This window comes from Thalassobacillus sp. CUG 92003 (genome assembly GCF_013618635.1).
In the GTDB taxonomy this organism is placed as follows: domain Bacteria; phylum Bacillota; class Bacilli; order Bacillales; family Halobacillaceae; genus CUG-92003.
This window is the reverse complement of record NZ_JABLSJ010000001.1, coordinates 40,228-65,325: the sequence shown is the minus strand read 5'-3', so window position 1 is coordinate 65,325 and position 25,098 is coordinate 40,228. Positions and strand designations below refer to the sequence as shown.

Genomic DNA, 25,098 nt, shown 5'->3' with positions numbered 1-25,098 from the left:
GCCGGGTGTGCGATTAATTTGATTATAGCATGATTGATGGAACACCCGGCTATTTCGAAAAACCCGGTTTTGTACCAGGTACGCAGATGATAGAGCTCGCTTTGGTATGTTTTCTATAAAGATGAGGTAAAATGAGTAGTAGCACGTATTCGTTTGTATTTTGATAAAAAGTGGGTGGCGTCATGGGAGAAGACCGCTATGGGACTGATATGGTGGAACGTTTTGAACTTGCCTTTAATCAGATCCACCATCATCTCAAAATATTGAATAATTATCCTAAAAACGATAACTTTATGGAACTCATGCAGCAATCAAAAGCTAAGCATAGTGTGATCCGCCAGCACTTCGAACAGTTGAAGCAGCTTGCGAAACTTCGGAATGCTATTGTGCATGAGCGGATTCGCGATGATTACTACATCGCCTATCCCCATTTAGAGGTTGTGGAGACCATTGAAAAAATTAAACAAACGCTTGATCAACCTCCCAAAACCCTTGAGTGGGCTACTACACCTGTGCTTTATTATCGTTCGTATTCCCCTTTATCCAATATTTTAGACGCTTTCACCCAACACCGGGTCTCCCAATTTCCAGTTTACGATAAGGAGCATCAATTCCTTGGTCTCCTCACTAATGATGGATTGGTGAACTGGCTAGCTCATAATCAATCGAACGGCTCGATCTCTACGGAAGATGTTCAGGCGTCCCACGTCCTGGAATTTGAACAAGCGCATAACGTTCACTTTCTCGATAGTGCAAGTACGATATTTGATTTAGAAGAGGCGTTTGAGCGTAATGGCGAAGCCAAAAGCAAGCTGAAAGCCGTTATCATCACAGATGGCGGCAACCCGAACAAAGAGCCCGTTGGCATCGTCACTGCCTGGGATCTCATTAAAATCGACCACCCCCTATAACCATTCACGACACACCCGGCTCTTTTCATTTTTCGGATTTTGTACCAGGTACGCTGGTACCAGGTACGGATTCAATGGTACACTGCGGAACGCCCGGCTCATTTGAAAACACCGTTTTTGTACCAGGTACGCAAAAGAGGTACGTAAAAAGCTGCAGCCCCCATCAAAAGAGGCTGCAGCTTTTGGTTAGTCTGATTTTTTTCGGAAGAGGCCGGTTACTTTTTGGGTGATGTCGTCAAAATATGTGTAGACGACAGGGATAAGCAGCAGGGTGAAGAAACTTGAAACCGTCAGTCCGAATATGATGGTGACGGCCAGCGGCTGTTGAGCTTCGGCCCCTCTTCCAATTCCGAGCGCCAATGGAACCATCCCGAGAACGGTTGTCAGCGTCGTCATGAGAATTGGGCGCAGCCGGTTCGGTCCAGCTTCCAGAATCGCTTCAAAGCGATCGGCACCTTTTCGCCTCAGAATATTGATGTAGTCCACTAACACAATCGCGTTATTGACCACGATACCCGCCAACATAATGATGCCGACAAACGCCGGCAAACTGAACGGCAGTCCTGTCACAACCATACCGAGTACCACACCGATAATCGTGGCCGGCAGTGAAAACATGATGATGAATGGGAATAAGAAGTTTTCAAATTGTACAGCCATCACAGCATAAACGAGGAATACCGAGAACACCAATGCCAGTGATAAATCCCCAAATGAGTCCTGCATATCTTGAGACTGTCCCCCGATTTCATACGAGTATTCTTCAGGGATATTCAACGTTTCCATACGATCGCGAATATCCTCTGTTACACTGCCGAGATCACGATCAACCACTTCACTCTCCACATTCACTTGCCGCTGCTGGTTTTCTCGCAGCAACGTTTCCGGGCCTTGTATTTGTTCGAGAGATGCAATCGAAGCGAGAGGCACCATCGAACCCTGCGGTGTTTGCAAGGCCATATTTTCCAAATCCGCGATCGATCGCCGCTCTTTTTCCGGAAGAATCAACCGGACATTAATTTCATCGCCATCATCCCGATAACGCGTCGCAATTTGTCCATTAAAACCTAGCTGGACTTGGCCAATCACTTGCTGATAACTCATCCCGTATTGAGCGGCTTTATCCCGATCAACGTTGATCCTCATTTCCGGACGCGCCTCATCGGTCGAGGATTCAGGATTATTGATGCCCTCGATGTCTTCAATCGTATAAACCGTTTGCTGAGCAAGCTCATCTAACACTTCATAATTGGGCCCATTCAATTGGATTTCAATCGGCGGACCTGTGCCAAGACCTGCGCTCAGTTCCGTTACGTTAATCTCGGCTCCGGGCACGTCACTCACCGCTTCATCGATGTCACGCATGACTTCCAGCGTAGACCGCTCCCGTTTCCCGGGTTCTACCAATTGGATCGTAAACGTCGCTTGGTTGGAAGAAGATGAAAAGCTTTCAAACCCTCCACCGCCGATCGTGAGATAGTTGGTAGCGATAACGTCCTGAAAAGGCTCGAGACGCTCATTCACGTTCGTTGTGATCTCTTCTGTGGATGTGAGCGATGTTCCGGCCGGTGCGTTCACATCCACTTCGATTTGACCTTGATCAGAAGGTGGGATGAACTCTGTACCGATCAAAGGGATCAGAGCGGCGCTGCCGGCGATTAATGCGACGGTTACCGCGACAACCGTTTTCCGGAATTTCAACACCCATCTGAGCATTGCACGATACCCGTTGTTCACTTTGTCCAAAAAGCGATCGAACCAATATCGGCGGCCGTGTTGCTGCAAGGATTTGGTCAACAGTTTGGATGATAGCATCGGAATCAAGGTGACTGAAACGGCCAGAGAGGCAATCAACGCAAACGAAATCGTCAAAGCTAGCGGCGTAAAGAGTTCAGACGCAATGCCTTCCACAAAAATGATCGGCAAAAAGACGACCAATGTCGTGGTGGCCGAGGCAATGACGGCCGGAGCAAGTTCAGACGCACCTTCCTTAGCCGCTTCGCGTATCGTAAAGCCACGCTGCCGGTAGCTTACAATATTTTCTAAAATGACGATCGAACTATCGACCATCATCCCAATACCGAGCGCGAGTCCGCCCATGGTCAGCACGTTCAACGTTTCCCCTGTAAAATACATCAGGATAAACGTCGAAATGATCGCTATGGGAATTGAAAGGCCGATGACCAGCGTAGCCCGTATACTTTTAAGGAAAAGCAAGAGAACGGAAATGGAGAAAATACCACCTAAGATGATGTTCAGCACGACCGAATTGATCGATGTTTTAATAAAGTCTGACGTGTCGAGCACCGTCTCCAATTGGACATTCTCAGGCAAATCGGCACTGATTTCATCCATCGCAGCGCTCACATTATTGGCGGTTTCAACCGTATTACCGTCCGTTTTTTTCAAAACAGACAATACGACCGAGTCCTCGTCATTCACTTTAGAGACTGTAGAAGCTTCACGGAACGTATCCTCAACCTCTGCCAGCTGGCCCAGTTCGACTTTTGCGCCGCTTTCTGATTGAATGATTGTTTCTTCAATATCTTTGACGGACTCAAATTCCCCTTGCAGTCGAATTTGCAAATCCTGTTTACCTTTATCTATAGAGCCGGCCGAGGCCGACTGATTAGAGGCGTTCAACGTCTGAACAATCGTTTCAGACGTTATCCCGTACTGCGACATTTGGGCACGATCGACGAGGACTTGCACCTCGCGTGTTTGACTGCCTTCGATGCTGACTGAAGCAACACCTCCCTGACGCTCAAAAAACGGAACGAGCTGGTCTTCTGCGATCTCCTGAAGGCGTTGGGGAGAGTCGCCGGATAATCCGACCCACATGACAGGAATCTGCTGAGGGTCGAACCTGAGGACGCTTGGCTCCCCAGCCCCTTCAGGCAAAGCTCCGGTAACTTGATCCACTTGTTCCCGGACTTCGAGAAGGGTGCTGTCGAGGTCTACCCCTGTATTAAACTGCATAAAAACAACCGAGGATCCTTTTTGGGACTGCGATTGCACGGTTTCCAGACCTTCAATCGAACTGACAACCGACTCGACTGGCCGGCTGACCAACTTTTCAACTTCCTGCGGAGCAGCATCAGTATATTCCGTAGACACAACGGCGACAGGTAAATCGATTTCAGGGTATAAATCAATCGTAAGTCCGCGCAGCGACACAAAGCCCAACGCCAGAATCGCTGCCACGATCATTATGACACCAACGGGCCGCTTAATGGACGTATCGACCAGTTTCACGTTAAGCGTCCTCCTCTATGACCGTGATTTTGCCACCGTCATTCAAGGTCAGCTGTCCGGTCGTCACAATTTCAGCGCCTTCCGGAAGGTCAGCCTCAATAGCTGAGCGATCAGACTGGGAAGAAAGAACCTCAATATCTACGCGTTTCACCGCATCCTCTTCAACTTGAAAAAGGTAGGATTGATTGTCTTCCTGCACGATCGCTTCAGTCGGCACGATCAACGTGTTCTCGACGACTTTTTCCGGCAGTAAGAACGTAGCCATCATGCCGGGTTTGATTGTTTCGTCGCTGTTATCAACCGTTGCTTCGACCGGGTAAAGGCCTGTGTCGTTCGGGACAGAGGAGACATATTGCACCGTCGCTGTCGGGTTCTCCTCACGTGCCTCCACCTTGACTTCTAAGTCCTGTCCTTTTTCAAATAAGTTCAACTGCTCGCCTGTTAACGTGGCGGTAATGGTCATCGGGTTGAGCGACACAACTGTGGCGATGGGCTGTTGATTCGACACCATATCCCCCGTACCCGCTTCCACATTGGCCACCTCTCCAGCCGTCGGGGCCGTTAAGGTATTATTAGCGGCCTGGCTTTGCGCTTGTTCCAATTGCACACGAGTTTGCTCGAGCTGCAATTCAGCCTGCTCGACACCGTTTTCTGCTTGATTGAGCTGCTCTTCGGCTGAAGCGACTTGAGCTTCTGCCTGTTGAACGGGTGATTCGGTGGAGGCTCCTTGCCCTTTGGCTTGCTGGTATTGAGCTTGGGCTTGATCAGCTCGGGACTGTGCCTGATTATAAAGAATTTCAGGAATGTCACCGGCCTCGTAAAGTTTTTTCGCCTCATCTGCCAGTTCCTGAGCTTCTTCGTATTGCGCTTTAGCAGCTTGCTGAGCCTGCTCAGATTGGGATTGTTGAGCTTCCTGCGCTTGCTTTGCCGCTTCCACTTGATCTTGCGCGTTTTTCAAACCTTTTTCGGCTTGTTGCCGCGTGGTTCTAGCATTTTCAAGTTGACTTTGCGCCTGTCTGACGGCAATTTCCTGCAGTTCGACTTGGTCTTCTCCTCTGCTGCCCGGATTGACTTCCGCAATGGGATCGCCTTTCTGTACACGGTCCCCTTGCTCAACACTCAGGGCAACTAATTCCCCTGGGGTTTCCGGTATAACGGGCGATGTATCCCCAGCCTCAGCACGACCAATGATCTCTCGGTCCACCTGGAAATCCCCTTTTGCGATAAGGGCTGTTTCCACCGGCGTCGTGCGAGCTGTCGTGTCTTCTTCATCAGATTGCTCCGAACAAGCCGAAAGCCATGCTATCAATAAGATCATCACACTGAGTGATGCAAACTTTTTCATCGTAAGGTCTTCCTCTCTCGTTGAAAATCAATAAATATGTATGTATGTGACACCTGAAACCGGGTATTCTCTCTCAGTATCCCCAAGCCTCAACCTTTTCATCATCAAATAGGGAGCCATTGTTCGTCCTATTTCGTCCAAAGGCGACATGACCACCCAGTCATTCTTATTTATCGTACTAAACCCACACTTGATTTGCAACCAGAAAAAACCAGCCTCCACCGTCTCTTACAACGGTAGAGGCTGGCTACATAGAGGCCACAATTTATTGCATGTTATGGCCGAGCTGTCCGACAATCAAATCTATTTTTTTCACGTTGGATAAGCCATTATTCAAGAAGCGCTCATCAAAATGGTTAAGGACCGGCCGGATCGCTTCATCTTCCAATAACTCCTGGTACGTCGTAAACGTATGCATGTATTGTTCAATGTAGCGTTTCATCTTTTTGTCAAAACCGGATAGATGGTACGTCGAGGAGAAATCGAATGCTTTCGCCACATCACTGTCATAAGTCGGGAATTTCGCATTCAGTGTATGTAGCATGCTGGCCGCTAGCGGAAACTGCATCGTCGGATTGCCTTTGTGATTTTTCACTTCATACAAATCGCGTACAATATGCATGATATTCGGCTTTTCTTCCGTATGAAGCTCGTCCATGATCTCAAAATATCTTTGTTCAAATTCGTTCGTCAAACTCGGATTATCCAGCTTGTAAAAGTAGCGAAAGACGAATTGGAACATCGGGTCGTGCGAAGCTCGCGTGTTCTGGAAGCGATGGTGCAGAAACATATAAACATCAATTTTTTCGGCATCGATCTGGTTAACAACTGTTTCATGGTCTTCCAACAATAATTTTTTAATCTCCTGAGCCGTCCTGTATTTCATACTCCTATCACCTCTCCTGTAGATATTCCCCACCAACCCACCCTAAAAACACAATTTTGGAGTACCTGGTACAAAAAGTGATTTTTGAAATGAGCCGGGTGTTTCTTTTTTGGCGTGGTATAATGGTTGTGTTATGTCTATTCTATCGAAGGAGGTGATACTTTGCCAACGGTTAAACGAAGATGGTATCCTGGCGTTTATTACCATGTGGTGACGCGCGGGAATAATCGACAGCCGATTTATCACGATCAGGCCGACTATGAGCATTTTTTTGCTTTGTTGATGCGGGCTTACACACGTTACCCATTCCAATTGGCTGCCTACTGTTTGATGGGCAACCACTATCATTTACTCATGAAAGGCACGTCGACCCCGAACCTTTCCCACACCATGCATCTCCTCAATTTAAACTACTCGAAATACTACCATAAGAAGTATGATACAACCGGGCATTTGTTCGAAAAGCGTTATTTCGCTGATATGGTGCCGGATTTAGGCGGCATGTTGGAGGTCAGCTTCTACATCCACGCCAACCCGCTGCGGGCCGAGGTGAGCCGGACGTTTGAAGACTACCCCTGAAGCAGCTTTTTTTATATCGACAAGTGGGAGCGCCCGCCCTTTCCATTCCTTCACTACACGGATCTCTTCACCTTTTTTCGTGGTCACACCGCCTTGAAAGTTGAGCGTTATAAAAAGTGGTGTCAGCATCAATGGCGCTTTAGACAAGCTGCTGATGCGCCCCATTTCTTTCCGATTGACTCTGTTCATTCTCAGATCTGATTTTAGCGTTTAACTGATTCCCTATTAAATAGTGGACGTTATGCGCCGATAAATGAAGTGAAAGGATGTGATGAAATGGATATCGCAGCTACATCGATTGCGATGAGTAACATGAAATTAAAGCAGGACACGAGTGTCGCTTTAATGGACAAGTCCATCGATCAAGCTAAGACCCATGGTAATCAGCTAGTGGAAATGCTCGACAAATCCACTTCAGCCCCTCAACATCCGAGTTTAGGCAACCATCTGGATCTTAAAGGCTAACGGATGGACCGATTGATTTACATTGAATATGCTATGTAAATTAGTGCGAAAGCGGGGGTGCTCGTGAAGACCTTAAAACTAGCGAACCGTCTGGCTATCACGGGCATCGTTTGCTTTTGTGCCGGGATCGGCATAATGATTATTGACACTTTCGATTTTCTAACGTTTTTGGTGCCCTTCTTGACTATCGGAGGCGTGTGCGTCCTCATTATTTCAACGTTTATTCGCCAGGGGCCGCCCTCGAAATGATAAAAATACCAATAAAAAAGTCACGTCTAAGCGTGACTTTTTTGATTATTCTTCGTCGTTATTCTCCATTGTATCTTCGTTACCTTCTTGCTCTTCTTTCTTATCTTCTTCCATGCTGCCGTCGTCTTCACCGTTTTTATCGTTCATACCGTCTTCTTCACCATCTAATCCTTCGTCTTCACCATTCATGCCATCTTCCTCATTGGTGCCGTTTTCAGTGCCCTCGCCACCATTTTCCTCAGTACCTTCATTACCAGACGGCGTTTCTTCATCAGTCGCACAAGCACCAAGCAACATCACAGCCAACATCGCTGTAGCAATTTTCAACATCCACTTACTCATTACAAAAACCTCCTTAAAAGTTAATCTAGATTACGCAAACTAGTATGCCCCACCATAAATGTTTTATTAAAATCTGCTTTATCTAAAATTGCGTACCTGGTACAAATGAGCTCAATTAAAAAGAGCCGGGTGTTTTCTGATTTTGTGTGTTGAAAATCAGGAAACACCCGGCTCTTTTGAAAAACACCGGTTTGTACCAGGTACGCATAATTCAGTTTATTTCAGTGCGAACATGATTTCGGCTTCGCAGGCGGTTTCGCCGTCGACGCTGGCGGTTGCTTTACCTTTGCCCATCGGACCTTTGGCGCGGACAATTTCGACTTCGAGTTTGAGACGATCGCCCGGTTTGACTTGGCGCTTAAAGCGACAGTTATCAATGCCGGTAAAGAAAGCAAGTTTCCCTTGATTCTCTTCCTTCTTCAGCATCGCGACCGCTCCCATCTGCGCTAACGCTTCAGTGATTAGAACCCCCGGCATCACCGGATAATCAGGAAAATGGCCTTGAAAGAACGGCTCGTTGGCTGTGACATTTTTATAGCCCACCGCTCGTTTTCCTTCTTCAATCTCCTCGACCTGGTCAATCAACAAAAAGGGATAGCGATGCGGAATGATTTCTTTGATTTGTTGGATGTCTAACATAATTTCGGCTCCTTTCGTACAAACTATCCTTATTATAAAGGGGATCAGTCGTTAGGACAAAATTATTCTGAGGCGTTTGATCGCACCACGGCTTTTCCCCACTATAAGTAAGGAGGGATACACCATGCTTTGGACCATTTTTATTATATTGCTCGTTCTGTGGCTGATCGGCTTCATAGCCGGCGGAATCGGGAACATCATTCACATTCTGCTTGTGATTGCACTTATCATTTTCATCGTCCGTCTGGTGCAGGGACGAGGGCGACCTTAGCACGATAGCAAGCTCAATTCCTCTCGGGGATTTGAGCTTGTTTTTGTGCCGGATCCTGCACTGCTCGCGGTCTCGATTTATTCTAGAGCAAGACGCGGTTAGGTCCACGTTCTCCAGCTAGGATATAGGCATTTCAGTAGTGTTTGCCCAACAAATAAGACGCCGGATGAATTATCCAGCGTCTGTCTTGGTTACGATATCCCATATGTGCTGCCAAGTCGACCATTTTAGGGCGTCAAGCGGTGCGCCGTCCCCGATCACGCCATATCCAAACACAAGCCCAATCAAAAGAGCAATGATGCTGAGCACGATAATGATAATCAAGCGGAGCCATATAGGCAGCAAACGCCGACGCGGTTTTCTTTCGCGTCTTTTTTGTGATTGTTTTGCCGTATTGTTTGCTTTATTGCCTTTAGCGGCTTTTTTCTCTTCTTTTACCGCTTGCCGGGTAGACGGGCGGTTCCGTTTAGAATCTGTAGCCATGACTAATGAACTCCTTAAATTTATGATCTGAGTTGGTTAACAAGTCCCATCATTTGATCACTGGTCGAAATTGATCGCGCATTAAATTGATACGATCGCTGTACGTTGAGCATGTCGGTCATCTGCTTGGCTTGATCAACGTTGGATTGTTCCAGTGTCCCGCTTTGGAAGACTTGCTCGTCTACCGGGATGTCAGCTATGATTTCATCCGGATCGAATCCAAGCGCTTCAGGGTCTTGTAATCTAAAGGTGTTGTTACCAGCGGATTCGAGCATTCTCGGGCGTACCGCTTCCACTGTCTCAAGACGCCCTTCGACATTTCGTTCTCCATTTCGAGTGACTACTATATCACCATTTTCAGAAATAGACAAGTCGTCCATATTCCCATCGAGTATGATCGGGCCATCCTCGCCTAGGATAGGATACCCATCTCCATTGGTAATCATAAGTTCATTATCATTCACGGTATTCAGATAAAAATTGCCTGCCCGTGTGTAACGTGTCTCGGTGCCATTTTCCGTGGGCATTTGGACTTGAAACATGTGGTTATCTTCCGGCAAGGCTATATCGAGTTCGCGATCCGTTTGTTGGAAGGAACCCTGGGACAAATCAATGTTTGTATGAGCAAGCCGTGCTCCACTGCCGATGCGAATCCCTTCTGGCGTCTGTCTGCCAACTTGTTCGGTTTCGTCACTCATGTGATCGATCTGTTGAAATAACAGGGATGAAAAGTCGGTCTGTCGGGACTTATAGCCAGGCGTATTGACGTTTGATAGATTATTGCCGATCGAGTTCAATTTTTGCTGAAGTTGCCCCATCGTGACCGCGGATTGAATCATCACTCTAGACATGTCATGTATCCCCCTTACCTACCTTAAGCGTCCGATTTGTGATACAGCTTGCTGCATGTTTTGATCATACATTTTTAAAACACGCTGATTCATTTCAAATGAACGATATGTACGGTTCATGTCTGCCATTGTCCGCGCTGCATCAACATTCGATCTTTCTAAGAAACTTTGTCTCACGTTAAATGTGACACCGGCTTCTGTTCGGGCATTCAATAAAGGGGCTCCGTCTTCACTTAACTGGAATAGGCCGCTGCCTTCTTTCACCAAATCGTTCGCGTTTGAGCTGTACGAAAGGCCAAGCGGGATCTCCTGATCATCCACCTGAAGGATACCATCATTTGTTACGTTGAAGTCCATGCCGCCTGTCTGAATCGGATCACCTGCCTGGTTCAGCACGTAATGCCCTTGATTGGTCGTCAAAAATCCTTCTCCATCGACGGTGAAATTGCCATTCCGTGTGTAACGCTCGCCATCTTCCGTTTGCACGGTGAAAAACAATGACCCCTCTTCGTCGGGCAGGTTTCCCTGTACTAGGGCCATGTCCGTCTCGTTACCTGTTTCCCTGACGTCACCTTGCTCAAATGAAGGGATGGCTTCCTGCATATAAACGCCCGTGTTCAAAGAGCCGACTTCCTGGTTAACCGGCAGATTCAAACCACGCGAGGTGGGGATGTCGTTACTTTCCATACGTTGAATCAATAATTCTGGAAAAGCGCGCATCGAGCCGTCGTCCGCTTTATACCCAGGCGTATTGGCATTTGCTATGTTATTGGACAACGTTTCCTGCCTGCGTTGCTGGGCAATCATGCCAGATGCGGCGGTGTAAAAACCTCTCAGCACAGCTATCGCTCCTTTTTAACTCATTTATTGCGCGTTAATTTATCAATATTCTCTAACATGATACCTGTACCTTTGGCGACACAGTCCATCGGGTCCTCTGCCTTGAATACAGGCACTTTCAATTCTTCAGCCATCAGTTGGTCGATGCCATGTAACAGCGCCCCACCTCCGGTCATGATGACGCCACGGTCGATGATGTCAGCAGACAGCTCAGGCGGCGTCTGTTCCAGCACTTGTTTAGCCGTCTGAACAATGACATAGACTGATTCCCGTAAAGACTTCTCGATTTCATCAGAATTGACACTGATCGTTCTCGGCAGACCATTCACCATGTCGCGGCCGCGGATTTCCATCTCTTCGGATCGCGAGCCTTTAAAGACGGTCGCCACAGTCATTTTGATATCTTCTGCAGTCCGTTCACCGATCAATAACTTGTACTCTTTTTTAATGTATTGCAATATTTCATGGTCGAACTTGTCCCCCGCCATTTTTATGGTGGAAGCTGTTACGATGTCGCCCATGGAAATAACCGCGACGTCAGTGGTGCCGCCGCCAATGTCGATGACCATGTTACCGCTCGGCTGGAAAATTTCCATACCTGCTCCGATGGCTGCTACTTTCGGCTCTTCCTCCAGATATATGCGCTTGCCGCCTGATTTTTCAGCCGCTTCCCTGATCGCTTTTTGTTCAACTTTCGTTATGTTTGTCGGGCAGCAAATGAGCATACGCGGTTTTGAAAGAAATCCGCGGACATTCGTTTTTTGTATAAAGTGCTTCAGCATAGCTTCAGTCACGTCAAAATCAGCGATGACCCCGTCTTTTAGTGGACGTATCGCTTCAATGTTTCCCGGTGTACGCCCCACCATTTTACGCGCTGCATCGCCGACTTCTAGTACCTTACCGCTGTTGCGATCCATGGCAACAACGGACGGTTCGTTCAATACGATCCCTTTTCCTTTTACATGTATCAATACGTTAGCTGTACCAAGGTCTATTCCTATATCTCGTGCAAACATGTTCTATAGATCCTCCCTGTTCATTTCCAGTCTTCTAAGACATCCGTCCGAAAACAAAGTTCATCTAATATTATATTCTATCACAAAATTACGAAAATCGTCGCATCCCATAATAAAATTTTTTCTACGAATCGAGGAAATGTGACAAAGGGAGGATCTCGCCATTAATGTATAGGATGAGCTGGCTCCTCAGGCTGTAGTTTCATCTGGTACTTTCGTTTTGTCGCCTCACCGCCGCGGAGGTGGCGGATTTCTTTGTGATAATCGAGGATTTTTTTAACCTTTTGGGACAATTCAGGATTCAGTTCCGGCAGTCGTTCTGTCAAATCTTTGTGCACGGTGCTTTTGGAGACACCGAATTCTTTTGCTATGACTCTGACCGTTTTTTTTGATTCGACAATATATTCCCCTATCCTGATGGTCCGTTCTTTGATGTAGTCATGCACATCACTCGCCTCCTATGGTTGACTATCCAAGGGGGATATTGAGACAAGCTTACAGTCATGATCATAGGTGTGTAATGAGCGTATTCAGTTCAGTCATGTTGTAAGATCCTTGGATGTTACCGAATGCTCGGTTATCATCATTTTATTATTAGGATTTTGTGATTATGCCTGAACGTTCTTCAGTTATTACCCTATCAGGGCATTTTATGCTGATAAATGGGCATGACTATGTACGAGGCTGGCTTGAGGCGAAGGGATATGTAACAGCAACACATCGATGATAGCAAGTCTGGAAAATTTGTTTTTGGGCAAAAAAAATGGAGGCTGTAGCCTCCATTTTAAGTTTGTGTTGTGGAAATGGATGATTCAGAATCTTCGTTAATAGGATCCTCATTCTCATTAGAGGGTGTCTCCTCTGTGCCTTCCTCTATTTCTTCACCTTCAGAAGGGTCAACAACATCGGAGTCAGATCCAGATTCGGAACCTTCTTCAGAATCAGATTCACTTCCAGGCTCACTTGGCGCTGGTTGTTCTTCTTCATCTGACGCTCCTTCTTCCAAATCAGGTGTTTCAAGATCGGCTAGCGGTTTTCCAAAGAATGATTCTGGATTCAATGCTTCGCCTTCTTTACGCACTTCAAAATGAACATGAACGCCGCTTGCTTGTCCGAAATAATTTTGTCCGGCTGTTCCAAGCAAGTCACCTTGAACGACTTCTGTTCCTGCTTCGACATCTACTTGATCAAGACTGGCATAAACCGTTGTAACATCCTGATCGTGGCTAAGCGTGATAACCTGTCCATACATTGGATCTTCCTTAACTTCTGTTACGGTACCAGACGCTGCAGCGGTGACATCAAATGACTGGTCGTCCCCTTTGGTGATATCTACACCTTTGCTTTGATAGTACTTATTGTTATAGAGAACCAGTGCATTTTCTTGATCTTCACTTGAGCCTTCATAATCATAGAACTTTGTCACAATTGTGGCTTCCTCATCATCTGCTAAAGGCATCTGCAACTCTTCTTCTGATTCCATAACAGGGACGGCTTCTTCGTCACGCTGAGAGTCATCCAAAACAAATTCATCTTCTACTTCTGATTCTGGTTTCTCAGCAAGATCTTCTGCTACTTGATTTGTGCTTTGCTGATACCAGAGCACACCTGCCAAAACAATAACGGCTACCGACAAATAAATAGCTGGATACATCCACTTCTTACGTAACAAGCGTCTAAATTTTAATTTTGTGACGCCCTTTTTTTCTTCCTCTCTCATATCTTCATCACCTCAGCAACATTGTGAGCAAAAAAATCAGAAGATATACATCAAGAGGAAAAAAATGTTTCAACTCACCGTTTCGGCGTACCTGGTACAAAACGGTGTTTTCTAAAAGAGCCGGGCGTTCCATGTAATAGAGATTGCTAGTTTCTCCGTATTATTGCAGCGAATAATTGATTTTGCTTTGGTGGTACCAGGTACGGAGCTCGAGGTACGTGCCTCTGTGCGTACCTGGTACGAAACAGGGAATTTCAAATGAGCCGGGTGTGTCGGGTATTTTATTGGGCTGCGAATTCTGAGATGGAGGCTGTTAATTTGTTGAATGGTGTGATTTTTGTTCCTTTATAGTAGTGGTGGATGATGTCTTCGTATGTGCTTCCGTCTTTGGCCATGCCGTTTGCGCCGTATTGACTCATGCCTATGCCATGACCATAGCCTTTCGTCGTAAAGATGATGTGCTCGCCATTTTGCTTGATGGTAAAGTCGCTGGACTGGAGTTTCAGTTTTTCTCGTATGTCACGGCCAGTGAACGTTTGACCAGCAACCGTCACTTCTTCAACCCTTTCCCCTTCTGTCCGTGTCATGTTCATTTGGGGCAGTGTGGCTGGTAAATCGACTCCTAACGCGCTTTCTAATTCAGCTACCGTCAGGACTTTTTGATCCATATACTTGGGCGACTCTTCATCCCATGGGCTTTCTACACTTTTCAGGTAAGGCACTTCCTGCTCCCAGTAGTCTTCGGAGTTCTCAGTTTTTCCGTTGCTTGTCGAAAAGAAGGCAGCTTCAATGGGCTCGTTTTGATATGTGATAATTTTTCCTGCTGTAGCGGCAACCGCCTGATTAATCTTTGTCATATTCTGGATGTAGTCACCTTGCCATTGTTTTCGGAGTTCTTGTTCATTTTTGTACACTTGATGCTGAACCGTGTCCGTCACATCCGCTTGCTCTGAAACGGCAGATTCATTGATCAAATGCTTAGTAATGTATGTGCGGGCTGCTAACGCCTGAGCTTTTAATGCTTCTGAATTAAATTCCACCGGCATCTCAGACGCAACGACGCGTGACACATACTCTTCGATCGGAACGGATTCCACTTTTTCAGTGGCTGTGCGCAGCACTCTCACATCGAAAGGTGAAAGGTCTTTGTCTAATGCTTCTAACGTTTCTTCAGCTGTTGTTTCAGTGACTTGCTGCTCATCTCCCTTTCCAATAAATGGGACGACAATTAAAGTTGGCACGATCAAAATCATCATTAATATCGCGATGGCTGCCATGATTCCTGTTTTTTTATTTCTAAACATACTCCGCCCTCCTGCTTCAAATGATAGAACTCCTCTAGTAAAAATTTTATACAGAAAGGGCAGATAGTAGAACTAAAAAAAGCTTGCTCACTCCAATTTGGAGTGAGCAAGCCTGTCAATCACACATATTATAATGTCGAAACAGATTCAGATGCTTCGGATTCTTCGTATGAGTCTTCATCAATGCGTTCGATATTTGCTCCTAAAGAAGCGAGTTTCTCTGTAAAGTTTAAATAACCGCGATCCAAATGTTTAAGGTCTGTCACACGCGTATAACCATCTGCTACAAGTCCTGCGAGGATCAAAGCAGCTCCTGCCCGTAAATCGGTGGCTGCTACTTCAGCTCCTTGCAGTTTAGATGGACCTTCGACAATGACACTGCGACCTTCAATTTTCAAATTGGCATTCATACGACGGAATTCTTCCACATGCATGAAGCGGTTCTCAAAAACCGTTTCAGTTATGACACTCGTGCCATGGGCATTGAGCATCAGGGCCATCATTTGCGACTGCATATCTGTTGGAAAACCTGGGTGAGGCATCGTTTTCAAATCCGTCGCTTTCATGATTTCAGGTCCCTTAACTCGGAGACCTTCCCCTTCTTCCTCAATAATGACGCCCATTTCTTCCATTTTGGATACTAAGGAACGTAAATGTTCATGCATGGCACCTTTGACTAACACGTTCCCACCTGTAATAGCAGCGGCCACCATCAATGTACCGGCTTCTATACGATCAGGTATGATGGTATGCGTCACGCCGTGAAGCTTATCGACACCTTTGATCCGAATGGTTTCGGTTCCAGCTCCAACAACATTCGCTCCCATTTTATTCAGGAAGTTAGCCAAATCCACGATTTCTGGTTCTTTTGCACAATTTTCAATAATGGTTTTACCTTCCGCAAGTGCCGCTGCCATCATAATATTTTCAGTAGCACCTACGCTCGGAACATCAAGATAAATTTTAGCGCCTTTCAGCCGACCTTTAACATTCGCCTCAATATAGCCGTTGCCAACGGTCACTTCCGCTCCCATTGCTTCAAAACCTTTTAAATGCTGATCAATGGGACGTGATCCAATTGCACAACCGCCAGGCAGGGCAACCTTTGCGTGTCCGTAACGAGCCAACAGTGGGCCCAGCACAAGGACAGATGCACGCATCTTTCTCACATATTCAATCGGGGCTTCTGTTTCCAAATCGTTTGAAGCGTCCACGGTGACTGTATTCTCTGTAAAATCAACATCAGCGTTCATATATCGAATAACTTCATTGATCGTAAAAACATCAGCTAAAGCGGGCACTTCATGTAATACACTTTTTCCTTCACTAGCGATTATACTTGCTGCGATGACAGGCAGTACGGCATTCTTGGCACCTTCTGCTTTCACAGTGCCATTCAGCTGCCTCCCACCACGGACGATGATTTTTTCCAAGGTTCATTCTCCTCCGCGTCCTTATTCATTAATATTAATATTCAGTGGTAATAATGGGTGTGCCAATTGTAACGGTTGTATCCGCGCCCAAAGTCTTCCTTGCCGCGAATTGAATGTTCATTGGATGGTTGTCCGATAGTGGAATGACATCTTCCCATTTTGGCGTGTAACCCGAAATGCTCTTCCAGGTTCCTTCGTCTACTTTTTCAACTGTTGTTATATCAAAAGCTTCTTTGAATTTTTCGTACACTAAAACATCATTCATAATATCATTAATTTGCACTCGAATACAAGAAAAATATATGACATTTTTCGATAAAACCTGATTTTGTATATGCTCGAATTGAGTACTTTGCTTAAATGTGTGAATAGATGTCTGATTGGTCCCCGTAACTTTATACATTAAGTCTATTTTATCGGTTTGGTTTGCTGGAATAATTGCGATAAACTCTTCGGTCATGGACGTGTCAGATTGTCGGTTTTTGACTTGAACACGCTTATGAGAAGCCGTATTGGTGATACGCATAACCTGATCCGGAAACACATCGCCGAGCTCAGTCATTATCTCCGCTTCTCGCTTACCACTCACCGTGTCTTTTAGAAGAACTTCCCATTTCTCCAACTGCCAGTCCTCGGCGCGGGCGTAATCTGCCAACTCTTGAAGAGGGGCTGTTTCACCCGTTTCGAGAGCGGCTTCCCCAGGTTGAAAAAATGATGCAGTAATACTGATGATGGCAAACGATACTAGAATAATGTGTTTCACGATTAGGATCCTCCCCTGACGATTTCTGTTAGAAACAGTTTCGCCTATGGGAGTGGGATCCATACTCAGCAAATCGTGTCATGAAACGACACTAAAATAAATAAATGAGCTGCCCTGACCATTCAATGAAATCAAGGAAAAAACGACTGACGGTTGTCCCGATAGCAATGGTTAAAAAGATCATCAGTACACGAATTTCAAACGTACGACCTTTTACGAATAATGCATCCAACTTTACAATCTGCAAAACATACCATGTAATGACGATGAACGTAAGATGTGAGAGCATTCCAATCAGTGCTTGTTGGCCCATATCCTGACCTACAGATTCAAGCATATCCATTACACCCTTCCCAATTTGTTTTCAAGAGATAAATCCTCAACCCAACATGCCACCTGAGGTTGGCGATTGTCAATGAAAACGGAGGGGTTATGGAGTAAATACCATAAAAATCTCGATACTAAACATTCCATTTGCAAAAGTTTCCACTATCTTTCATTCCCCTCTTTCTTAATATCCACTAAAACATAAAAAATAGCCACTCTAAATGATTAAAAGTGGCTAATTTTTTATGAGCTAATTGAGGGTGAACATGTCATTGAACCAAAAGTACTCCTGTAAAAATTGCAGGGCCGCTCCAGGAAATATACCGAGCAGCAAGGTGCCTGCCACGCATAAAGCGATGGTCAGTGTGGCCCCTATTGGCCAGGTGATTTTCGTGTAACGCTTTGGCGGCCGCATGTACATGTGCAGCATTATGCTGAAATAGTAGATGTACGACACCACTGTCGTCACGAGCATGACGCTGACCAGAACGTAACGGGAGGGATCCGCAAACAATGCCCCGATAAAAATGTGCAATTTACCCATGAACCCTGCCGTTCCGGGAATGCCTGCTAACGATAATAGGAAGATTGTCATACATACCGTTAAAACCGGTGACCGCTGATAAAGTCCGGCGAAACCGGAAATATGCGCTGATTGATTTTCGGATATGATAATGTGTAAAACAGCTAATGCCCCGAGATTCATGAACACATAGGCAAGCAAGTAAAACCATGTACTCTCGAACATCATTTGAGAAAAGGCCACGAACGGAACGAGCAAGTAGCCTGCATGCGCAATACTAGAATAGGCGAACAAACGTTTTATATTATTTTGTCGTAAAGCTAATATATTGCCGATGATCATCGTGAGGCCCGCCGCAATACTGACAAAAATCATCACAGACTGGTAGAGACTTTCATCCGGCTGGAAGCCTTGAACGGTCGGAAATATACTAAGCATCACACGGAACAAAATAATGAAACCTGCTGTTTTAGACACAACACTTAAAAAAGCCATGACGGGCAAGGGCGAACCCTGATAGATATCGGGGGCCCACATATGAAAAGGAACGGTAGCTAATTTGAACGATAAACCGACAAACGTGATAATAAAGGCGGCAACTGTCAAAGCATGTCCGTGGTCTGCAGAAAGAGCGGAAATTTCCCGGGAAATATCGCCAAGATTCGTACTGCCTGACAAACCATACAAGTAACTGAAGCCAAATAAGGTCACAGCCGTTGCAATTCCGCCATTAATCGCGTATTTCATGGCGGCTTCGTTAGATTCTGCCGACTTTTTCCGTATGCCAGTGAGAATGTAGGAGGCAATGGCCAACAATTCCAAGCCGACAAATAACGTAATGAGATCCGCACTGCTAGCCATCATCATCGCTCCGAGCAAAGCGGCGAGGAATAAATAATACCATTCACCTTGTTCCTCGACATCAGAACGGGCTAAATATGAGGTGCTGATCAATAACACCAATAACGTTCCGAACAAAAGGAGCGCTTTGAAGCTGATCGAAAAGGAATCAAGTCGGTATGTGTTATGGAGGATCTGAGCTGGCTCACTTCCTGCCTGCGTCAGTAGGCTGATTAAGGCTGCTAATACTGCAGCGGCGCTGATCCATCCGAATATTCTCCGGTTTACGCGGCTTGGGAGAAAAAGATCAGTGAGCGACAATCCTGTTGCTGCAATTAATATGATGAATTCCGGCATCATGATTTCCCACGGATAACTGAGCAATGTCCCTATATCCAAACCATCACCCCCCTATTCCTATTGAAATAGTCTGCACCGTCAGATTCAGCGTGGAGGTTAACAGGGACGGCCACACACCAATTGCAATAATCAACAGTACAAGCACGAACACTGGAGCCATTTCAGAATGTGTTAAATCACGCAGTTCAGTCGGTGGTTTCAGTGTATGCTTGCCATGCGTCATGCTCAAGATGATTCGCATCACATAGACCGTTGTCAAAATGAGGCCGACCATTCCAACCCCTGCTAGAATCGGTTCTGTTTCAAACAACCCGAGAAATGCCAGCAGCTCTGATATGAAACCACTCGTACCCGGAAGGCCGAGTGTGGCCATACCTGCTACAAGCCAGCATCCTGAAGCGATCGGCATGGCTTTGGCCAATCCAGTTAAATCCTTTAACTGGGTCGATTGCGTGCGGCTGTGAACAATGCCGACTATAAGGAATAGGAGGGCTGCAATAACGCCATGTGAAAGGGTTTGAAAGATAGCACCGTGGTAACCTGGCTGATTCAAGGCAGCTACACCGAGCAAAACAATCCCCATATGTGAAACGCTGGAATATGCTAATACATGTTTCAGTTCCGTTTGTCCGAGGGCAAGCAAGGCCCCATACAAAATGTTAATCACGCCGAGGATTGCAATGAAAGTTGAGATCTGGGCAAATTGTTCTGGAAATATTCCGGCCCCAAAAGTAATGATACCGTAGGCGCCAATTTTCAGCAGGACGCCAGCATGAATGATCACTAAAACCGGCGGGGCATGTACATGGACTCGAACCATCCATGTGTGCAAGGGAACGATTGGCATTTTAATGCCGAAAGCGATTAACATCGCCCACAGGATGCCATTTCGAAATGTCTCACTAATGGCAGCACTTCCCTGGACTTCATTTGCCATGATTTCCTGCAGTAAAGCAATATTGGTCGTGCCTGTTCGAGCAAACAACGCGCTGATCGCCAATAACAATACGGCTGACCCCAGGCCGTTATAAATCAGAAAGCGGTAAGCGGTGCGTTCGCGTTCCCGGTCGCCCCACCGCCCGATGAGGAAAAACATCGGCACAAGCGTCATTTCGAAAAATAAGAAGAACAGCACAAGGTTTTCTGATGAAAAGACCCCGAGCATGCCGACCTCCATGATCAGCAGCCAGAGAAAGAAAGGTTTTAAATTTTTCTTAATTTGAAATGTCGCCACAAAAGCTGCCAATAGCGTAAGAACTGACGTCAACAGAAGCAACAGCACCGAAAAGCCCTGAACACCGAGTTCGTAATTCAAGAGGAAAACGATGTTGTCGTGGCCGAAATTGATCCATTGGTATGACACTGCATGGGAAATTCCTTGATGAAATAAGACGAATACCAGGACCGCTATAACCATTGACAAGGCTGTAGCCGATACTGCAATAGCCTTAATCAGAGATTCATTTTTGCGATGAACTGTCGCAAGTAACAGCATGCCAAGAATCGGGGAGAAAATGAGTAAACTTAACCAATCCATTAAAAGTAACCTCCTGTCCAAAACAGGATAAACACCAGAATGGATAAACCGACAAAACCGACGGCTCCATATGTTTGCACTTGACCGGACTGCAACCGGGCACCATATTTCCCAACCCATTTTACGAAGCTTGAGCTGCTTTCCATCACGGTTTCCACTACGAATTTTTCGATATAGACGGTCGTCGTACTCATAAACTGAAGCGGTTGTTTAATCGTGTAATGATATAATTCATCCATATAAAAGCCGCGTAATGTAAACGCATGAAGGTAAGGTAGTTCACGGAGCGGTACCCGCAATTTTTGATACATCACCCAGGCAAGCATAATACCAGCAAGCGAGCACATAATGGCTGAAGGCATCATCCACCAGGGGACCTCATGGCCTGGGTCAATTTGCGCGGTTTGCCATTGGGTGATCCAGTTGCCAAAAGCCGAAAACCACGGCGTATACAGAAAGCCAGCTCCGATGGCGGGCACACTGAGCGCCGCGATCGGTAAGCGCAGGGCCATACTAAGCGCCTTCTTCGGTCCTGACGTCGGCTTTCCTTGCCCCATAAACACAATGAAGAACAGACGGAACATGTAAAACGCTGTTAAGAATGTGGTAAGTAAAGCCAAACTAAAGAGCAGGTATCGTTCATCATGCCAGACAGCTGACAAAACAGCTTCCTTACTGAAAAATCCTGAGAACAACGGGAAGCCACTAATCGCCAGCGTGCCGATCAAAAACGTCATGCCAGTAAAGCGCAGTTCAGAAAAAGCATGACCCATTTGATGAATGTTGCGCGTTTTAAAATGATGAATGACCACGCCGGCCGTTAAAAACAATAAGGCTTTAAAAAATGCATGAGTCATCAAATGAAAAACCCCTGCTGCCAACGCGGCGGATCCCAAAGCCAGCATCATGTAACCGAGTTGCGAAATAGTCGAATACGCTAAAATACGCTTGATATCCGTTTGCGCAATGGCAATCACAGCAGCTACAGTGGCGGTCACGCCCCCTGTTACAGCTACCACCGTAAGTGCAGTGTCGCTCGCCATAAACAACGGATGTAAGACGGCGACCAAATAAACACCTGCGGCGACCATTGTCGCTGCGTGGATCAGTGCTGATACCGGCGTAGGACCTTCCATCGCATCAGGCAGCCATGTGTGAAGCGGCAGTTGCCCAGATTTCCCTACCGCTCCCGCGAAAATCAGCAGACTGATCAACGTGACATGAAAGGCTTCAAGTTCTCCACTGCTTATCACGGTATATATGTCAGTGAACTGCAGGGATCCCGTTTGCCAGTAGAGGAGAATCAATCCAGCCAATAAGCCTATGTCGCCAATTCGTGTCATAATAAAGGCTTTCTTGGCTGCTGCTTTTGCCTTATCTTCTTCAAAATGAAAGCCGATCAGTAAAAACGAACCGAGTCCCACCAGCTCCCAACACATATAAAATTGCAGCAGATTGGGTGACAGACACAGCCCTAACATAGCGGCTGTGAATAACCCGAGCCAGGCAAAGTAGGTAGAGCGCCTTCTTTCATCTTTCATATACGTGTGGGAATAGATATGTACACACACGCTGATAAAAGCAACAATGTTCAACATCACTAGGTTTAACGGCGTGATCCAGGTCCCCATCTGCAGTTCCACAGATTCGAAAGCTAGCCAAACCCCCGTATGCTGAACACTTTGGACTGACCATCCAGTCACCCAAACAACGATGGCTGCGACTAAAGAAAGACCGGTTAATGCACTGCCGATATAACTGCTGTAGGCTTGTAGTCGATGCCGAAATGCCAGCAACATAATAAACGATACGAAGGGAAACACGGGAATCAACCATGCATAGGGCAGCAATTTGTCACACATCCCTTCCTGTCAAATGGAGTCAGTGCTTCATTCCATCCATTTCATCAATTTGGACCGTCGAGCGGTTCCGGAATAACGCCATCAAGATGGCCAGCGCCACTGCCGCTTCAGCTGCTGCGACGGTAATCGTGAACAACGTGAACACTTGCCCTGTTATGCTGGGATGCATCCCGAGCTTACTGAATGCAACCAAATTAATATTGACTGCATTCAGCATTAATTCGATGGAAATTAAAACAATGACGGTGTTCCGTTTCGTCAACGCACCAAAAAGTCCGATGCAAAAAAGAATCAAAGCGAGCATCAAGTACGCATTAAGGGGCACAGACGTCATTCCTGCTTCACCTCCTCTTCTTCCTCTCGCTTAGCCAGTACGATGGCCCCGATTAATGCGACCAGGAGAAGGACCGACGTTAATTCAAACGGAATCACATATTTGGCATAGAGCGCCATACCGATTTGTTTCGTATTTTCAATATGAAGCTCAGACGCTTGCTCAACGCTGACAAAACGTGTGATCGCTTCATACATGGTATAGAAGAATACAAGAATCCCAATCAGGACTACCCACGTGCGCACCCGATTTTTCTGGACGCGTTGTTCATCTTGATGACGGGTCAGCATGATGCCGAATATCATCATGATGGTGACTGCTCCCGAATAAATCAGCACTTGCACAACAGCCACAAATTCAGCAGACAGCATGATAAACAAGCCGGCAATCGAAAGAAACGTAAGCACAAGCGACAACAGCATATGCACGACTTTTTTCAGGTTCAGCATAAGCAAGCCGCCGATAACCGCTAAGGATGCCAATATGAGAAAGACGAGAACTTCACCATTCATGCTAATTCTCCTCTCTCACGTTCGTCTCATTCTCGTCAAGCCACTCCAGATTCTTAAATAAATCATCTCGCGAATACGAGGCAAGCTCAAAGTTATTGGTCATGACAATCGCCTCGGTCGGGCACACTTCCGTACACAAATCACATAAAATACATATCTCAAAATTGATATCATACGTGTCAATAATCTTCCGTTTTTGGTCAGGATCGGGGTGCTTTTTCCCCGTCAGACTAATGCAGTCGGTCGGACAGACGTTCACGCATTGGTTGCAGACGATGCACTTCTCCGGGTAGAACTTTTGAATACCACGAAAACGCTCAGGCATTGGAACCGGTTCTTCCGGGTAATTATAAGTGATCTTTTCTTGCTTCATGTTTTTTAACGTGTAGGCAAGTCCCTTCAGCAATCCACGCATTTTCTCCCACCTCCCATCAAGCGTTTAAAAGAAGAATTCCTTTATCACGGCACTTACAAAAATATTAGCCAACGCTACAGGCAAAAGAACTTTCCAGCCAAACTCCATTAACTGGTCCGCTCGCAACCTCGGAAAGCTCACCCTCACCCATATAAACAAAAAGACAACGCCGATAAATTTAAGACTGAACCATATGGCACCTAATCCCGGCCCATCAAGTTCTAGATAGGGAATCGGATCGTGCCATCCGCCCAGAAATAATATAGTAATTAAGGCCGAAATGGCGAATAAATACACATATTCACTTAACATAAAGAATGCGAAACGAAATCCCGAATATTCAACGTGATACCCCGCAACAAGCTCAGATTCCGCTTCCGGCAAATCAAATGGTGTGCGGTTAAGTTCTGCGGTTCCGGCAATAAAGAAGATGAGAAATGCAATCGGCTGTAGGAAAATGAAGGCAAGGGACTCTTGAGCATTGACGATATCAATCAAATTCAAGCTGCCGGTAAATAGGATAATCCCCACGACGGACATGACGAGCGGAATTTCATACGAGATCATTTGAGCTGCTGCTCTCATGCCCCCCATCAAGGCGTATTTATTATTCGACGCCCAGCCCGCCGTCACTATGCCGATTGTTGACAGCCCGGAAATGGCAATGTAGTACAGCAGGCCAATACCAATGTCGGCAAAGTGGAAAGCTTCAGTAAAAGGCAATACTGCAATGACCAGAAAAGCCGGTACATACGTCAGAATCGGTGCAATGATGAACAATGCGCGATCAGCATGAGCAGGTCGTATATCTTCCTTCAATAGGAGTTTCAAGATATCAGCGACGGTCTGCAAGAGGCCAAACCGTCCCCCTACTTGATTCGGACCGTGGCGAAGCTGCATGGCTCCCATGATTTTTCGTTCAGCTAGGATGGCATAGGTGACGAAGCCTAACGTGATTGTCAGCATCATCGATCCAAGCGCCATGAACGTCAGGAAGTTGGACCAGCCCGGTGGCGATTGCAGCAATTGGTCGATC

General features: G+C 46.2%; 26 protein-coding genes. 4 read left to right on the top strand and 22 right to left on the bottom strand.

Annotated elements, in window-relative coordinates:
* The first annotated feature begins 182 nt into the window (after window positions 1-182).
* A complete protein-coding gene (locus HOP45_RS00345) occupies window positions 183-911 on the top strand; it encodes a CBS domain-containing protein (protein WP_181346809.1) in 729 nt (242 codons plus the stop codon).
* Between the two features lie 186 nt (window positions 912-1,097).
* Here HOP45_RS00345 and HOP45_RS00340 read toward each other — a convergent pair whose 3' ends face one another.
* From HOP45_RS00340 to HOP45_RS00330, 3 genes are all read right to left on the bottom strand, one after another.
* Window positions 1,098-4,166 (bottom strand): efflux RND transporter permease subunit, encoded by a 3,069-nt coding sequence (locus HOP45_RS00340; RefSeq protein WP_181346808.1) that lies wholly within the window; start codon window positions 4,164-4,166, stop codon window positions 1,098-1,100.
* Window position 4,167: 1 nt separating this feature from the next.
* Window positions 4,168-5,511 (bottom strand): efflux RND transporter periplasmic adaptor subunit, encoded by a 1,344-nt coding sequence (locus tag HOP45_RS00335; protein WP_181346807.1) that lies wholly within the window; start codon window positions 5,509-5,511, stop codon window positions 4,168-4,170.
* A 265-nt stretch (window positions 5,512-5,776) separates the two neighbouring features.
* Window positions 5,777-6,397 carry a hypothetical protein gene (locus HOP45_RS00330; RefSeq protein WP_181346806.1) on the bottom strand — a complete coding sequence of 207 codons (621 nt, stop codon included), beginning with the start codon at window positions 6,395-6,397 and terminating at the stop codon, window positions 5,777-5,779.
* 162 nt (window positions 6,398-6,559) lie between these two features.
* On the opposite strand from HOP45_RS00330, the gene HOP45_RS00325 reads away from it, so the two are divergent.
* The gene (locus HOP45_RS00325; RefSeq protein WP_181346805.1) at window positions 6,560-6,976 is read left to right on the top strand and encodes a transposase; all 417 of its coding nucleotides are present in this window, start codon (window positions 6,560-6,562) and stop codon (window positions 6,974-6,976) included.
* Between the two features lie 276 nt (window positions 6,977-7,252).
* The gene (locus tag HOP45_RS00320; protein ID WP_181346804.1) at window positions 7,253-7,441 is read left to right on the top strand and encodes a YjfB family protein; all 189 of its coding nucleotides are present in this window, start codon (window positions 7,253-7,255) and stop codon (window positions 7,439-7,441) included.
* A 294-nt stretch (window positions 7,442-7,735) separates the two neighbouring features.
* Here HOP45_RS00320 and HOP45_RS00315 read toward each other — a convergent pair whose 3' ends face one another.
* Window positions 7,736-8,032, bottom strand: coding sequence for a hypothetical protein (locus tag HOP45_RS00315; RefSeq protein ID WP_181346803.1), 297 nt, complete (start codon window positions 8,030-8,032; stop codon window positions 7,736-7,738).
* 216 nt (window positions 8,033-8,248) lie between these two features.
* Window positions 8,249-8,671 (bottom strand): 3-hydroxyacyl-ACP dehydratase FabZ, encoded by a 423-nt coding sequence (gene fabZ / locus HOP45_RS00310; protein ID WP_181346802.1) that lies wholly within the window; start codon window positions 8,669-8,671, stop codon window positions 8,249-8,251.
* 124 nt (window positions 8,672-8,795) lie between these two features.
* On the opposite strand from fabZ, the gene HOP45_RS00305 reads away from it, so the two are divergent.
* Window positions 8,796-8,942 (top strand): lmo0937 family membrane protein, encoded by a 147-nt coding sequence (locus HOP45_RS00305; RefSeq protein WP_181346801.1) that lies wholly within the window; start codon window positions 8,796-8,798, stop codon window positions 8,940-8,942.
* Window positions 8,943-9,113: 171 nt separating this feature from the next.
* On the opposite strand, the gene HOP45_RS00300 is transcribed toward HOP45_RS00305, so the two are convergent.
* The 17 genes from HOP45_RS00300 to nuoH all read right to left on the bottom strand — a co-directional run bounded on the left by HOP45_RS00300 (window position 9,114) and on the right by nuoH (window position 25,097).
* Complete coding sequence (locus tag HOP45_RS00300; RefSeq protein ID WP_181346800.1) at window positions 9,114-9,425, bottom strand: DNA-directed RNA polymerase subunit beta; 312 nt, start codon at window positions 9,423-9,425, stop codon at window positions 9,114-9,116.
* Between the two features lie 20 nt (window positions 9,426-9,445).
* Entirely contained in the window at window positions 9,446-10,276 is an 831-nt protein-coding gene (locus tag HOP45_RS00295) for a flagellar hook-basal body protein (RefSeq protein WP_181346799.1), read from the bottom strand.
* 18 nt (window positions 10,277-10,294) lie between these two features.
* The gene (locus tag HOP45_RS00290) at window positions 10,295-11,116 is read right to left on the bottom strand and encodes a flagellar hook-basal body protein (protein WP_181346798.1); all 822 of its coding nucleotides are present in this window, start codon (window positions 11,114-11,116) and stop codon (window positions 10,295-10,297) included.
* A gap of 20 nt (window positions 11,117-11,136) precedes the next feature.
* Window positions 11,137-12,132, bottom strand: a complete 996-nt coding sequence (gene mreB, locus HOP45_RS00285; RefSeq protein ID WP_181346797.1) for a rod shape-determining protein — start codon at window positions 12,130-12,132, stop codon at window positions 11,137-11,139.
* A gap of 164 nt (window positions 12,133-12,296) precedes the next feature.
* Complete coding sequence (spoIIID, locus tag HOP45_RS00280) at window positions 12,297-12,578, bottom strand: sporulation transcriptional regulator SpoIIID (protein WP_181346796.1); 282 nt, start codon at window positions 12,576-12,578, stop codon at window positions 12,297-12,299.
* 338 nt (window positions 12,579-12,916) lie between these two features.
* Window positions 12,917-13,852: a stage II sporulation protein SpoIIQ gene (gene spoIIQ / locus HOP45_RS00275; RefSeq protein WP_181346795.1), complete on the bottom strand. Its 936-nt coding sequence runs from the start codon at window positions 13,850-13,852 to the stop codon at window positions 12,917-12,919.
* A 281-nt stretch (window positions 13,853-14,133) separates the two neighbouring features.
* Complete coding sequence (gene spoIID / locus HOP45_RS00270) at window positions 14,134-15,156, bottom strand: stage II sporulation protein D (RefSeq protein WP_181346794.1); 1,023 nt, start codon at window positions 15,154-15,156, stop codon at window positions 14,134-14,136.
* Between the two features lie 128 nt (window positions 15,157-15,284).
* Window positions 15,285-16,589 carry a UDP-N-acetylglucosamine 1-carboxyvinyltransferase gene (gene murA / locus HOP45_RS00265; RefSeq protein WP_181346793.1) on the bottom strand — a complete coding sequence of 435 codons (1,305 nt, stop codon included), beginning with the start codon at window positions 16,587-16,589 and terminating at the stop codon, window positions 15,285-15,287.
* Between the two features lie 34 nt (window positions 16,590-16,623).
* The gene (locus tag HOP45_RS00260) at window positions 16,624-17,352 is read right to left on the bottom strand and encodes a YwmB family TATA-box binding protein (RefSeq protein WP_181346792.1); all 729 of its coding nucleotides are present in this window, start codon (window positions 17,350-17,352) and stop codon (window positions 16,624-16,626) included.
* 91 nt (window positions 17,353-17,443) lie between these two features.
* Window positions 17,444-17,689 (bottom strand): DUF1146 family protein, encoded by a 246-nt coding sequence (locus tag HOP45_RS00255; RefSeq protein ID WP_181346791.1) that lies wholly within the window; start codon window positions 17,687-17,689, stop codon window positions 17,444-17,446.
* A 240-nt stretch (window positions 17,690-17,929) separates the two neighbouring features.
* Window positions 17,930-19,441, bottom strand: a complete 1,512-nt coding sequence (nuoN, locus tag HOP45_RS00250; protein ID WP_181346790.1) for an NADH-quinone oxidoreductase subunit NuoN — start codon at window positions 19,439-19,441, stop codon at window positions 17,930-17,932.
* Window positions 19,442-19,445: 4 nt separating this feature from the next.
* Window positions 19,446-20,939 (bottom strand): complex I subunit 4 family protein, encoded by a 1,494-nt coding sequence (locus HOP45_RS00245; protein ID WP_181346789.1) that lies wholly within the window; start codon window positions 20,937-20,939, stop codon window positions 19,446-19,448.
* The gene (nuoL, locus tag HOP45_RS00240) at window positions 20,939-22,789 is read right to left on the bottom strand and encodes an NADH-quinone oxidoreductase subunit L (protein WP_181346788.1); all 1,851 of its coding nucleotides are present in this window, start codon (window positions 22,787-22,789) and stop codon (window positions 20,939-20,941) included. Before nuoL ends, HOP45_RS00245 begins: the two co-directional genes overlap by 1 nt.
* A gap of 31 nt (window positions 22,790-22,820) precedes the next feature.
* Window positions 22,821-23,135 carry an NADH-quinone oxidoreductase subunit NuoK gene (gene nuoK, locus HOP45_RS00235; RefSeq protein WP_181346787.1) on the bottom strand — a complete coding sequence of 105 codons (315 nt, stop codon included), beginning with the start codon at window positions 23,133-23,135 and terminating at the stop codon, window positions 22,821-22,823.
* The gene (locus HOP45_RS00230; protein WP_181346786.1) at window positions 23,132-23,647 is read right to left on the bottom strand and encodes an NADH-quinone oxidoreductase subunit J; all 516 of its coding nucleotides are present in this window, start codon (window positions 23,645-23,647) and stop codon (window positions 23,132-23,134) included. Before HOP45_RS00230 ends, nuoK begins: the two co-directional genes overlap by 4 nt.
* 1 nt (window position 23,648) lies before the next feature.
* Complete coding sequence (nuoI, locus tag HOP45_RS00225) at window positions 23,649-24,062, bottom strand: NADH-quinone oxidoreductase subunit NuoI (RefSeq protein ID WP_181346785.1); 414 nt, start codon at window positions 24,060-24,062, stop codon at window positions 23,649-23,651.
* A gap of 24 nt (window positions 24,063-24,086) precedes the next feature.
* Complete coding sequence (gene nuoH, locus HOP45_RS00220) at window positions 24,087-25,097, bottom strand: NADH-quinone oxidoreductase subunit NuoH (protein WP_370457932.1); 1,011 nt, start codon at window positions 25,095-25,097, stop codon at window positions 24,087-24,089.
* Between the last annotated feature and the right edge of the window lies 1 nt (window position 25,098).